Origin of the sequence: Collimonas fungivorans Ter331 (assembly GCF_000221045.1) — a bacterium.
GTDB lineage: Bacteria > Pseudomonadota > Gammaproteobacteria > Burkholderiales > Burkholderiaceae_D > Collimonas > Collimonas fungivorans_A.
In genome coordinates this window covers 4,267,033-4,280,226 of the sequence record NC_015856.1, presented here as the reverse complement: position 1 = coordinate 4,280,226, position 13,194 = coordinate 4,267,033, and the positions used below count along the sequence as shown (strand labels likewise).

General features: G+C 61.1%; 10 protein-coding genes. 2 read left to right on the top strand and 8 right to left on the bottom strand.

What is annotated here, in order from left to right; translation table 11 throughout:
• Positions 1-2 precede the first annotated feature (2 nt).
• Together CFU_RS19035 and CFU_RS19030 are read right to left on the bottom strand one after the other, a co-directional pair.
• Positions 3-1,280: a cation:proton antiporter gene (locus tag CFU_RS19035; RefSeq protein WP_014007635.1), complete on the bottom strand. Its 1,278-nt coding sequence runs from the start codon at positions 1,278-1,280 to the stop codon at positions 3-5.
• A gap of 87 nt (positions 1,281-1,367) precedes the next feature.
• Entirely contained in the window at positions 1,368-2,723 is a 1,356-nt protein-coding gene (locus CFU_RS19030) for a galactosyl transferase GMA12/MNN10 family protein (protein WP_041742425.1), read from the bottom strand.
• Positions 2,724-2,876: 153 nt separating this feature from the next.
• Between CFU_RS19030 and CFU_RS19025 the strand changes: the two genes are divergently transcribed.
• Positions 2,877-3,518: a class I SAM-dependent methyltransferase gene (locus CFU_RS19025; RefSeq protein WP_050808654.1), complete on the top strand. Its 642-nt coding sequence runs from the start codon at positions 2,877-2,879 to the stop codon at positions 3,516-3,518.
• Between the two features lie 100 nt (positions 3,519-3,618).
• Entirely contained in the window at positions 3,619-4,551 is a 933-nt protein-coding gene (locus tag CFU_RS19020) for a 2-hydroxyacid dehydrogenase (protein WP_041742424.1), read from the top strand.
• Positions 4,552-4,625: 74 nt separating this feature from the next.
• Here the strand turns inward: CFU_RS19020 and CFU_RS19015 are convergent, their stop codons facing one another.
• The 6 genes from CFU_RS19015 to CFU_RS18985 all read right to left on the bottom strand — a co-directional run bounded on the left by CFU_RS19015 (position 4,626) and on the right by CFU_RS18985 (position 13,052).
• Positions 4,626-5,792: an ABC transporter substrate-binding protein gene (locus tag CFU_RS19015; RefSeq protein ID WP_050808768.1), complete on the bottom strand. Its 1,167-nt coding sequence runs from the start codon at positions 5,790-5,792 to the stop codon at positions 4,626-4,628.
• Positions 5,793-6,350: 558 nt separating this feature from the next.
• A complete protein-coding gene (locus CFU_RS19005) occupies positions 6,351-8,432 on the bottom strand; it encodes a M13 family metallopeptidase (RefSeq protein WP_041742420.1) in 2,082 nt (693 codons plus the stop codon).
• Between the two features lie 114 nt (positions 8,433-8,546).
• Positions 8,547-11,249 carry a M1 family metallopeptidase gene (locus CFU_RS19000; protein WP_041742418.1) on the bottom strand — a complete coding sequence of 901 codons (2,703 nt, stop codon included), beginning with the start codon at positions 11,247-11,249 and terminating at the stop codon, positions 8,547-8,549.
• A gap of 143 nt (positions 11,250-11,392) precedes the next feature.
• The gene (locus tag CFU_RS18995; protein ID WP_014007629.1) at positions 11,393-11,827 is read right to left on the bottom strand and encodes an ATP-binding protein; all 435 of its coding nucleotides are present in this window, start codon (positions 11,825-11,827) and stop codon (positions 11,393-11,395) included.
• A gap of 245 nt (positions 11,828-12,072) precedes the next feature.
• A complete protein-coding gene (locus CFU_RS18990; protein ID WP_014007628.1) occupies positions 12,073-12,318 on the bottom strand; it encodes a GlsB/YeaQ/YmgE family stress response membrane protein in 246 nt (81 codons plus the stop codon).
• Between the two features lie 191 nt (positions 12,319-12,509).
• The gene (locus CFU_RS18985) at positions 12,510-13,052 is read right to left on the bottom strand and encodes a DUF3761 domain-containing protein (RefSeq protein ID WP_041743693.1); all 543 of its coding nucleotides are present in this window, start codon (positions 13,050-13,052) and stop codon (positions 12,510-12,512) included.
• Positions 13,053-13,194 lie beyond the last annotated feature (142 nt).

The window sequence follows — 13,194 nt, the reverse complement described above, 5'->3', positions numbered from 1 at the left end:
ATTTAAGTTGACATCTGGTCGGCGCCGTTCGCCTTGCGGCCGCCTGCAAGCACCTTGTCCTGGCGCCGCCAGAACCGCAGCAGCGGCACGGTCATCGCCGTTGTCACCAGCGCCATCAGCACCAGCATCGAATACACGGAAACCGGCAGGATGCCGAGTTGCAGCCCTATCGTCAGCACGATCAGTTCCATCAGGCCGCGAGTGTTCATCAGCGCGCCGATGATCCTGGCATCGCGGTGGGGGATGCCGGACCAGCGCGCACCCAGGTAGCTGCCGCCGAATTTTCCCAGGATCGCCGCCGCCAGGAACAGCAGGAACCATTGCCAGAAATCGGGCGACTGCACGCTGCCCAGCGACACGTGGATGCCGGCGTAGGCGAAAAAAACCGGCATCAGGACCAGTTCGACAAAACCCGTCACCTGGCGCCGCCAGGCCTGCGCCAGATCGGCGTGGCCGCGCAGCACCAGGGCCGCCATCAGGGCGCCGAAGGCGCTGTGGAAGCCGATCGCCGCGGTGACCCATGAGGACAGGAGCACATAACAGGCTACGCATGCCAATATCCCGGCGGACGGCGCCGATGCTTCGGTCGTCTTGCCCCGGCTCAGCACGCTGCGCCAAAGCGGTTTGGCCAGCAACAGGGAAAAAGCCACAAACACCGCCAGCAGGGCCAGGTCGTGCAGTGTGCGGCTGAATGAATACGTGCCGGCCGCGAAGGCGGCGATCACCGCCAGCAACAGCCAGCCGAGTATGTCCGTGAGCGTCGCCGAGGCTAGCGCGACGGTCGCCGGATAAGAATCGGCCATGCGTAAATCCATGACGATCCTGGCCATCACGGGCACTGCCGATATCGACAGCGCCAGGCCGCAAAACAGCACATATCCGACAGCTTCGGCGTGCGGTGCAATCCATGGCCTGGAGATGGCGCCGATGGCGCAGCCAAGGGCAAACGGGATCAGCATTCCCAGCAGGGCGACCAGCAACGGCGCGTTCGCCTGGCGTCGTCCCTGCAAGCTCTTCAGGTCCAGATGCAGCCCAAGTTGGAACATCAGCAGCACCAGGCCGAGTTCTCCCAGCTGCGACAGGGCCGAGGCCGGCATGCTGGCGCTGCCGAACAGGAAATCATAGGCATGGATATCGATTGCGCCGAGGACGGAGGGGCCGAGCAGCAGGCCGGCGGCAATTTCCCCGACCACCCGCGACTGGCCCAGCTTTTCCGCCGCGGTCCCGCAGATAAAGGCGGCAAGGATGATGACGCTGAGCTGTACGAGGAAAATTTGCATGCCGGTTCCAGAAAATGATTCGAAGGCAAACGCATGCGCCGCGCATGCGTTTGCCGATATGAGGGAAAGCTGCGTACGGCGCAGTGATTAGTTTCCGCGGTTTCTTTGCGACATGGTGTCGTCGTCCGCCATATACACCGAGCGGTACGGCTCGCCCCAGCCGAAGTAGTGCGTCAGCAGGGTATCGCTGGTGCTGAACTGCGGCGGCGTATTGATGGCGAGGCAATCGACAATCGACTGCTCGTTGAGCTTGCCGGCCGCGCGCAATGCTTCGATGGTGTGGAACTGGTCGCCCTGGCTGCTGTAGACCGAGGATTTGTCGTCGACCTGGTTGACGCATTGCCATATCTGTTCCAGCAATGCGGCGTTCTCGGCCGTATTGCGGAAAGCCATCACGCCGGAATTCAGTTCCCAGCCGCCGATGTCCTTGGCGAACAGCAGGTCGCGGCCTGCCAGCAGCGGCTCCAGCTTTTTGGATGGATTGGTGAACAGGATGTCGGCGTCTATCCAGATCACCCAGTCGTGCTCCGCCAGGTGGCGCGCCAGCAGCCAGCTCTTGACCCAGGATCCGGATATGCTGCTGTCGAGCTGTTCCGGAATGGCGCGATACACATGGTAGGCGTAGCCGTGGCGGTCGCAGTAGCGTTTTACATTGTGCTCGGAGATGCGCGCGTAGTCAGCGATGTGGTGGGTGTAGAGCGTCACCAGCGCGATTTTTCCTTGCGGATTGAAACTGGACAGCGGCTCCTCGGAAAGCGCCGGGTAGGCCGGTGTCTTCAGCAGCGGCAAGCCGTCGATCAAGGCGCCGTTGACTTGCCGCACCAGCAGGTTTTTCATGCGCAGGTCGAACAGGATGTCATGGTCCGGTTCGCCTTCGGCCGAGGGCCAGGGGCCGAGGTTGAGCACGAAGATGCGGGCGTCGAACCATTTCGAGATGTACCAGCTGACGTTGACGTAGCCGTCGCCGATCATGGCGTTGACATCCAGCGCCGGGAATTGCTCCAGCAGGCTCAGCTCGCTTCTCCCGATTTCATCCCGGATCAGGGCTTTGTGCAGGATAAAAACGATGTCGTGCAGGATCTTGCGGTTTTCTGCGGTATTGCGCAGCGCCAGCATGTTGTTCATGACGACCCGCGGTTCGCCCGACGGGCTGCGGGTAGGGCCTTTGACCAGCAGCGCGTCGCGCCCGGCCAGCAGGGTATCCATCGCCAGCGGATGGACGATGACGGCGTTGCAATCGAGCAGCAGGACCCAGTCGTTGTCGGCGGCTTGCCGCAATTCCTGCAGCAGCACGTGGTAGCGGTACGCCTGGCGCAGCATGGGATGGGCGATGTGCGCGGTTTCTACCCAGCGGTGGGGATAGCCGAACAGGCTGCAGTAATGCTGATGATTACGCAGAACCTGCGGGTCCAGCCGTTCAAACACGCTGATGCACAAAGCCATTTTTACCTCTCTCCTATAGCGCAGCTCCGGACAGGGCGAGCATGCAACACGTATTTTGACATCCAAATTGCTTTTATCGCCATTGTTCAGTAAATTGCTCTCAGCCAGCAGCGCCTGTCGATAATAAAACAATGACGAAAGAAAGCGTGAACCATGAGCCAAGCGGAGAAGGTTTTTACCGAGATCTATCAAGGTAACAATTGGGGGAGCAGCGAATCGGTTTCCGGACCAGGCTCCGAGCTGTACCGGACCCGGCACCTGCAGCGCGAGCTGCCGTACCTGCTGGAGGAGTTCAATATCCGCTCGATGCTGGATTTGCCCTGCGGCGATTTCAACTGGATGCAGCATGTCGACCTCTCCAGGGTCGACTATATCGGCGCCGATATCGTGCCGCAGCTGGTCGAGCGCAACCGCGAGAAATTCGGCCAGGCCGGGCGGCAGTTCGTGCAGCTCGACCTGATCAATACCCCGTTGCCCCGGGCCGATGCGGTGTTTTGCCGGGACTGCCTGGTGCATTTGCCGCTGCAAGGGATTTTTTCCGCGCTGAAGAACATCTGCGACAGCGGCGCCCTTTACCTGCTGACCTCCAGTTATTCGTTCCGCGGCTTTGAAGCGAACGGCGAGATCGCCCTGGGCGAATGGCGCCGCCTGAACCTGGAACTGGGGCCTTTCCATTTCCCCGCGCCTAGCCGCTACATCATCGAAGGCACCGACGAAAGCGAAGGGCGCCTGTCGGACAAGGTGATCGGCGTCTGGCCCATCGACCAGATCAAGAAGCGGCTGGCGCTGATCTGAATTCCCGCCGGCCAAGCGGGAAATACGGTTTCGAGATTATCATTGTAGGCACTGCGCTATCGGCGCAGCTTGCCCACAACATTTCTTGCCCCGGCCGCCAATGCTTCCTACTCTCCTGATCCTCAATCCCTTGTCCGACCAAGGCCTGCAACGCATCGGCCAAGACTTCCAGATAGTCTATGCGCCCACCGCCGAGCAGCGCGGCGCCGCCATCGCCAGCCACGCCGATGCCATACGGGCGGTGCTGACCATCGGTTCGATCGGCTTGCACGCCAATGAAATCGCCGCCTTGCCCAAGCTGGAACTGGTTTGCGCGCTGGGCGCCGGTTTCGAGAACATCGATGTCGCCGCTGCGCGCGAGCGCGGCATCACGGTATCCAACGGCGCCGGCACCAATGACGCCTGCGTCGCTGACCATGCCATGGGTTTGCTGCTGGCGACGGTGCGCGGCATTCCGCAGCTGGGGGTGGCCCTGCACCAGGGCATCTGGCGCGACGCCTTGCCTTTGCCGCCCAGCGTATCCGGCAAGCGTCTCGGCATCATCGGACTCGGCACCATCGGCAAACAGATTGCGCGCCGTGCCGCGGGTTTCGACATGACGATCGGCTATCACAACCGTTCGGTGCGCAGCGAGACGCCGTTCGCCTATTTCGCTTCGGTGCTGGAACTGGCGCAATGGGCCGATTTCCTGGTGGTCGCCACGCCCGGCGGCGCCGCTACCCGCCACCTGATCAACCGCCCGGTGCTGGATGCCCTGGGGCCGCAAGGGTTTATTGTGAATATCGCGCGCGGCAGCGTGATTGATACCGCGGCGCTGGCGCTGGCCTTGCGCGAAGGGCGGGTTGCCGGCGCCGGCCTCGATGTCTACGAGAGCGAGCCGCTGCCGCCGGCGGAACTGCTCGATCTGCCGAACGCGGTGCTGACGCCGCATGTGGCCGGCTGGTCGCCGGAGTCGGTGGCCGAGACAGTCCGCCTGTTCCTGGAAAACGCCAGGCGGCATTTTTCCGGGCAGGCGGTATTGACGCCGATTTGAGGCAATGAATATTTGAGCCATAAAAAATTCGGCATCAGGCCGGATTTTTTATTCTGCGATGCCTGACGCAATCGTCAGTTCAGGAACTTCTTGTCCTTGGTGATCATGGTCATTTCGACAAATTTCGAACCGCTGTGGTTGCTGCCGCTGAAATTCACGTCGAAGCCGCCGCCGTTATAGTTCTTCATGTTGATGGTTTCCAGCGCCTTGACCAGCTTGGCGCGGGTCAGGTCCTTGCCGGCCCGCTTCAAGCCCTCGACGAATACCTTGGCGGCGATGAAACCTTCCAGGCTGGAGAAATTAGGCTCCTTGACGCCGGCTTTCTGCATCAGCTTGGTATATTCGGCGAGCACCGGGGTCGACGAGCTCCACGGGAACGGCACCACCTGGGAAATCACCACGCCTTCGCCATCCTTGCCCAAGGCGTCGGCCAAAGCCTGGCTGCCGACGAACGAGACATTGTAGAACTGGCCGTTATAGCCGGCCTTGCGCATTTCCTTGATGTAAGCGGCGCAGGAAGCATAGGCGCTGATCTGGATGATTGCGGCAGGGCGTTTCGGCAGGATCTTGCTGACGGCCCCCTTGACGTCGGTGCTGTTGCGTTCCACCGTGGCCGCTTCGACCAGTTCCAGGTTCATCTTCTTCAGCGCGCGCTGCACGCCTTCCAGCCCGGCGCGGCCATAGGCGTCGTTCTGGTAGAACACGGCAATGTTCTTGATGCCGACGTTGGCCAGTTTTTCCACCAGGTGCTCGGTTTCGTCGAAGTAGCTGGCGCGGATGTTGAAAACCTGGCGGTTCAGCGGCTCGCGCAGCGACTGGGCGCCGGTGACCGGGGCAAAGAACGGCACGCCGGCTTGCGTGAAAATCGGCAGGGCGGCGTTGCTGGTAGGCGTGCCGACATAACCGAACAAGGCGAACACATCGTCTTTTTCAATCAGGCGCTTGGTATTGGCTGCGGCCAGGTCGGCTTCGTATTTATCGTCGGCCTTGATGATTTCGATCTGTCGTCCAAACACGCCACCCTGCTCATTCACGGAATCGAAATAGGCTTTGGCGCCGGCATTCATCTGGATGCCCAGCTGGGCGGCCGGGCCGGAAAATGCCGCGGATTGCCCCAGGATGATTTTCTGGTCGGTGACGCCGGATTCGGCAAAACTGGCCGACAGCGGGAGGGCGGCGCCGACGACGAGCGGCAGGATGAAGGAGAGAAAACCGGAAAAAAGACGACGGTGAAGATGCATGATTGCCACTTTCTGATGTTGATCAAGCGATGCAGCAGGGTAGGCATGAATCATACCTTCCCCCATTGCGCCGTCGCGTATTATAGAGAGATTGCTTGATGAAAACAAAAGAAGACGTGGTTTTGACGGTAATTAGAGGTTTTGCGGGTTTACTAAAACCAACAGACTGTCTTGTGCTGGAGCTGTGCCGGACCCGTGCTGGACCGTCTCTTTGGCTTGATGATAGCCTTCATGCATTGTCAAATGATAAGGAGCAAGGATGCTTTCAAAATATGCCGGCGCGCAGTGGGGCGCATGCTGAACCCCGGGCCTGGCCATGGCGAGCTCGGTTTCGAGGCGATCCGGAATGTCCGCGACCTGGGCGGCTACCTGGCTGCGGACGGGCGTCGCATCGCGGCATGGAGCGTTACCTGCGCCAGGTGCTCGAGATCGATGTCGAACGGGTTCGCAACAATTATCTTGTGTAGGGTGGGCACGCCTTTATGCCCACCCTACGGTAAATAAAAAAAGCCACCGACAGAGTCGATGGCTTCCGGATCACAGCAATGACTGCGGTGTTTACCACATCAGGACGCGTTGCTCCGGCGGCAGGTACATCTTGTCGCCCGGCTTGACGTCGAACGCGCTGTAGAAACCAGGCTGGTTGCCCAGTGTGCCGTTGCCGCGGAAACGCGGCGGCGAGTGCGGATCGGTTTTTACATAGACGATGGCCTGGGCGTCGCGCACCTTGCCGCGCCATACCTGGGCCCAGCCCAGATACAAGCGCTGGTCGCCGGTGAGGCCGTCGATCACGGGTGGCGTCTTGCCGTCCAGGGACAGGTGGTAAGCCTTGTAGGCGATGGTCAGACCGGAGTTGTCCGCGATGTTTTCACCCAGGGTCAGCTCGCCGTTGACCTTGTAGCCGGGAACCGGGCTGTAGGCGCCGTATTGCGCCACCAGGGCCTTGGTCTTGACCGCGAATTTCTCGTGGTCTTCCTTGGTCCACCAGTCGCGCAGGTTGCCGATTTCGTCGTACTGGCTGCCCTGGTCGTCGAATCCGTGGCTGATTTCATGGCCGATCACCGCGCCGATGCCGCCATAGTTGACCGCGTCGTCAGCGTTGGCGTTGAAGAACGGCGGTTGCAGGATCGCCGCCGGGAACACGATTTCGTTGAACTCCGGGTTGTAGTAGGCATTCACGGTTTGCGGCGTCATGCCCCATTCGGTGCGGTCGACCGGTTTGCCGAGCTTGTCGATGTTGCGCTTGAATTCAAACTCGCGGGCGCGGATCACGTTGCCGACCAGGTCGTCGCGCTTGATGCTCAGGGCTGAATAATCGCGCCATTTGTCGGGATAGCCGATCTTCAGCATCAGCGTCGACAGTTTCTTTTGCGCCTGCTTCTTGGTGTCGGCGCCCATCCAGTCGAGGCCGTCGATGCTATGATTGTAGGCGGCGATCAGGTTGGCCACCAGCTTTTCCATGCGCGCCTTGTTCTCAGGCGGGAAGAACTGCTGCACGTAGAGCTGGCCCAGGCCCTCGCCGACGCTGGCTTCAACCACATTGATGCCGCGCTTCCAGCGTGGTTCGTTTTCCGGTACGCCGCGCAGCACGGTGCCCTTGAATGCGAAGTTCTGGTCGACATACTGCTTGGAGAGGTCAGAGGCGAAACTGCTCAGCACGTGCCACTTGAAATACGCTTTCCAGACCGGCAGTGGGGTCTTTTCCAGGATCTTGTCGAAGCCCTTGATATAGCTAGGCTGGCTGACCACCAGGTAGGTCACCTTGTCTTTCAGGCCGGCGCCGGACAGGTAGCCGTCCCACTCGTAGTGCGGAGCCAGTGCATGCAGCTGCGCCAGCTCGACCCGGTTGTAGGTCTTGACCGGATCGCGGTTCTCGACCTTGGTCCATTGCACCTTGGCCAGTGCGGTTTCCAGAGCGACGATGCTGGCGGCGTTTTTCTTCGCGGCCTTGTCGCCGGACAGCGCCAGCATGGTTTCGATATGCGCGCGGTACTTGGCCAGCGTGTCTTTCAGCTTGGCGTCGTCGGCTTTCAGGTAATAGTCGCGGTCCGGCAGGCCGAGGCCGCTTTGGCCGAGGTCGGCGATCACCTTGCTGGAATCCTTGGCGTCCTGGTGGATGCCGATGTCATACGGCGCATTGACGCCGATGCTGTTCAGGTGGGCGATCAGGGCGGGGATCTGTTTCTTGTCCTTCAGCGCGTCGACTTTGGCGAACTCGGCATCCAGCGGTTTGGCGCCGAGTGTTTCCAGCGCCGGCTCATCCATGTAGCTGGCGTACAGGTCGGCGATTTTCTGCTGGTTGGAGCCGGGCGCGATGTTCTTCTCCGCGCTGACCGCATCGACGATGGTGTGCAGCTGGTTCAGGGAATTTTCACGCAGCTCGTAGAACGCGCCCCAAGACGATTTGTCGGCGGGGATTTCGGTTTTCTTGAGCCAGCTGCCGTTGACGTAGCTATAGAAGTCGTCCTGGGGGCGTACCGCCAGGTCGGCGTTCTGCATGTCGATGCCGCTGGCCAGCGGCGATGCCGGCGCGACGATAGCGGCGGCCACGGTGCGCGGGGTCTGGGCGAAACTGGCGGTGGAGCTGGTATAGCCTGCAACCAGTGTCAGCACTGCTGCACAAATCAGAGAGCGTTTCACGAGTAAATAATCCTTATGAGAAGTCATCGGAAAAAACAGCCTTGTAAGGCATTCTAAAAATCGGGTCAAAGCTCAGCTTATACGCCCAAATGCCGGCGTTTGCTGGAGCCAGCGTCAGCGCAGGATTGCCTCCGGATCCTGTTTGTCGCGCAAAGCGGTGCACAGCAGAGCCTTTTCACGGGTCTGCGCCAGGCCGCGTTCGGCGCCGGGCAACTGTTTCAGCAAAGGCTGGAAGAAGGTCGTCAGGCGGTCCGCTTCGCGCTGCGAACAGCTGTCGCCGGCCACCAGTCCAGGCAGCTTGCCGCCGGACGAATCGCCGCTGCGCTTGATCAGCTGCGCATGGTTGGCGGTAAACCATTTCCACATGGCGTCGCGGCCTTCGCCGTCTTCCCGGCTGGCGTACAGCAGAGTGCTGATTTCGCCGACCTTGACGCGCGGATCGAGCGCCAGGTTGCGCGCGCGTTCGGCATTGCCGGCGGCCTTGGCGGAACCGAGGCCGCTCAGGATCGCCATGCGTTGCGCCGGTTCGCTGGTGTTGCCGAGCGCCTTGATCAAGACGTCGATGGCGCTGTCGCCGCTATCTTGTGTGCTGACCGCCAGCACCGAACGCAGCAGGTCAGGATTGGCTGCCGCCAGCTTGAGCTGGCCGTCGGCATTCGGCTGCAACGCTTGTTTGCCTTGCGCCAGCAGGGCCTGGCGGACTTCCGGCAGTTTCATGTCGAGCGCCAGGAAACTCGCCAGCGAGGCGCGCAGCAGCGCATCGTCCTGGCTTTCATTGGCGCGGCGCTGGTAACCGAGCTGCTGCAGGCGCGGCAGGTACATCTGGCGCGCCAGTTCAACCAGGCGTGCCTGCTGGGCCGGGTTGCGGGCTTCGTGTCGGGACAGCCATTTGAGCGTAGGGATCAGCGCTGTCGCCACTTCGCGTGTGTTTGACTGCGCCAGGCGCGGCGCCGCAGCCAGTACGGCGGCGGCATCCAGGGCGCCGCTGTCGAAACCGGCGTTGACGGCATCGGCGTAGGCCAGCTGTTCGGTGTCCGGCAATTGGCCGAGGCTGGCGGTCAGTCGCGCCAGGTCGTCACGCGCCATGTTGAAGCGATAGTAGCCGGCGGCATCTGCATTCGGCATGTACCAGCTGCCGGCCGATGCGCCTTGCAACACCATCTTGCCTTGTTCCTGGTCCAGCAGTTCGCATTGGGTCTTGGCGCTGTCGTTGCCGCTGCTGTCGGCGACGCCATAGCGCACGCATACCGGAATGCCCCACAGGCGCTTGGCTTCGCCGGTCGAACCGAGCGGCAGGTAGCGCTGCTGTTTCAGGCGCAGCACGGCCTTGCCGTCTTCCCAGCTAAGCCTGGTGTCGACCAGCGGCACGCCGGATTGGTCGAGGAAACTTTGCATCGCTTTCGCAAAACGCTGGTCCTTGCCAGAAGCCTTGGCCAGCGCCGCCACCAGGTCGTCCGCGGTGGCGCTGGAGAACTGGTGCTGCTTGATATACGCGCGCACGCCCTGGCGGAAGGTTTCCGCGCCGAGGTAGCGTTCGAACATGTTCAATACGGCGGCGCCTTTCTGGTAGGTGATGCCGTCGAACGCCGTTTCGATATCGCCGTTGCCGGTGATCGGCTGGCGGATGCGGCGTACGCTGACCAGGCTGTCGCTTTGCATCGCATAGCTGGCGCCGCCGATCAGTTCCAGGTCGGCGCGGTATTCAGGGTGCAGCTGGCGCGTGATCTTGCTTTGCATCCAGGTGGCGAACGCTTCGTTGAGCCACAGGTCGTCCCACCATGGCATGGTGACGGTGTCGCCGAACCATTGGTGCGCCAGTTCGTGGGCCGTGACATTGAACGAGCCGCGCACGTTGTGCGCCGGCGAGTTGGCGTCGAGCAGCATCAGGTAATCGCGGAAAGTCACCAGGCCCGGGTTTTCCATGGCGCCGGCGGCAAAGTCAGGCGCTGCCAGCAGGTCGACCTTGTCGAACGGATAGCCGAAGCCGAAATAATCTTCCAGCGCGGTGATGATGGCCGGCGTCTGCGCCAGCGCAGGCTTGATGCGCTCGCCTTCGCCGTGCGGCGCTATGCCGCGCAGCGGCGTCGCCTGGGGGCGCCATTTGGTTGCCGGAATTTCCGGTCCGTTGACCACATCCCACGGGCCGACGGCGAACGCCACCAGGTAAGTCGGCAACGGCCTGGTCGGGGCAAAGCTCAGCTTGTGCCAGCCTTTGTCGAGTTTCTGTTCTTCGACCTGGCGGGTGTTGGCGACGGCAACCTGGTTTTCCGGCACGGTCAGGCTGAGTGTAAACGGCGTCTTGAAGGCAGGTTCATCGAAACCAGGGAAAGCGTAGCGCGCGCTGATCGCTTCCATCTGCGTGATGACATATGGCGCGCCCTGGCTGCTGACCTTGTACACGCCTTCCAGCTGCTGATTGAACGGCGCGCTGTATTCCAGCGTGACGCTGTAGCGTCCGGCCGGCAGCGTCTGGCCGAACTCGATCGCCGCCACGCCTTCTTTTTGCGCGGCTACCTTGTATTGCGCAGCGTAGGTTTTTTTCCGCCTGTCGGTCAGCGTGACCTTGCTGACGTTGAGGTCCTGGCCATGCAGCCACAAGTGGTCGGCGGCTTGTTTCAGGTCGATGTCGATGGTGGCGCTGCCGCTATAGTCGGACTGTTGCGGATCGACGCGCAAGTCGAGCTGATAGGCCAGCGGCTGGGCCCAGCGCGGCAGTTTTCCCAGCGGCGCGGAATCGTTCGGGGTCGCCGCTGCGGCGTTGAACGATGCAATGCCAAGGGCGAGAGCGGTTAATGTGAAACGACGGGTAGTACACATCACAGATGAAATCCTCCCAAATTTGGTCTTGGGATTCTAGCGCGCGCCACGCTGATTCGCTAGGGAAATAGTATGAATAAAAAAAGCAAAAATGCTTTCCTGATGGCCTGGCGTGTTTGGTGCTTCCCGTGCGTGCATGGCTGTCAGCTTGCCTTATTTGGAATAAGTAAAGGTGATAGGTGCGAGCTGTCGACACGGACCGTGCCGCCCAGCCGGTCGGCGATCTTCTTGACGATCGCCAGGCCCAGGCCGTAGCCGCCGGTGGCGCGGTCGCGGCTGCGGTCGAGCCGGCAAAACGGTTCGAAAATCCGCTCCCGTTCCTGCTCGGGGATGCCGACGCCGTCGTCTTCGACAATCAGCATCCAGCTGTCGACGCCGGGCTCGGCGCGCACCCTGATGGTGCTACGAGCATAGCGCGATGCATTGCGCACCAGGTTGGAGAAGGCGCGGCCCAGGCTGCGCGGTTCGGTGTCGATCTCTTTCAGCGCGGCGTCAATATGCCAGCTGATGGCGTTGCGGTGCAGGGCCAGTTCTTCGCCGGTGTTGCCGGTGGCGGAGCGCAGGAAATCTTCCAGCATGATTTTTCCCTGGGCTCGGCCAGCGACGACTGTTCCAGCATGCTTAGCGTCAGCAATTCGCCAGCGCCGTCATTTCTCGACTATCTCGGCCGTTGCCATCGCAGTGCGCAAGCATTGCCGCTGAAGGAGCAAATGGCTTGCGACTTTAAATAGAGGCTGGCGGCCTGTGCGCCTGCGCCCGGAAAAAGAAAAACCCGCATTTACGCGGGTTTTTTGTACATCAGTGCTGCAATCAGAGCTATAGCTCAGGCGCGCTTGATAAGCCGCAGAATGAACAGCAGGATCACGGCGCCTACAGTGGCCGTCACGATCGATGCAATCCAGCCGCCGCCAACCTGGATGCCCAGGATACCTGCCAGCCAGCCGCCGATGAAAGCGCCGACGATACCAACGATGATGTCGACCAGCACACCGAAGCCGCCGCCCTTGACCAGGACGCCTGCCAGCCATCCTGCAATCGCGCCCACTATCAACCAAGCGATAAAGCCCATGAGATTTCCTTTCAGAGTTGACCATCTTTAGACTACCCGGCAAGAGTAGCGTAAAAAGCATCAAAAATAGCGGCCCAATTGTTAAAGATAGATAAAACCGAAGCCGATTTTATCGGCTGCCGCACTGCCGGTTTTCATTCGCATTGGCCAGAAACGACAACGGGGCCAGCAGGCCCCGTTGCGCTCAGCTATCAGCTGCAGGCTTTGCCATGGTTGGCATGGTTGCCTGCCGCCTTGGCTTCTGCTTCCGTCATGTAAGAACCGGCCTTGGTCTTGCCATAGTATTTGCTGCCTTCGCAGTGATATACCTTGCTGGCGCTGTTGACCCAGACTTTGCCGGCGCCGCCGCCGGCTGCAGGAGCGGTGGCTGCGGCAGCCGGTTTGGCTGGCGCCATCGCGGCTGGTGCGGCAGCAGCCGGAGCTGCTGCTTTAGCGGGAGCTGGGGCAGGAGCCGCAGCTGGGGCCGGCGTTGGAGTTGCTGCCTTGGCTGGGGCAGGAGCCGCTGCTGCCGGGGCTGCTGCTGCAGGTGCGGCGGCCGCTGGCGCGGCGGAATACCATTCTTTTACGCCCTTATGGCCAGAGCAAGCGCCTTTCTTGGTAGCGTTGGAAGAATAGCTGCCGTCCTTGCAAAGGCCGGTAGTGCCGGCTGGCGCTGCGGCCGGAGCCTGGGCGAAGCTGGCTGCCGATGTCAGTAAGGCTGCTGCAACTGCTGCTGAAATAAACAATGCTTTCATTTTTTTCTCCATGGAGTTGGTGAAGCTCATGTGGCCTTGCAGCTGGCGCACCTTATGTATCAATCTATCAATCCGTCTACCGCAGCACGACTAAGCAATGTTGTGCGCCGCACCTGGCAATATGACCGAGGTAGGTATTAAA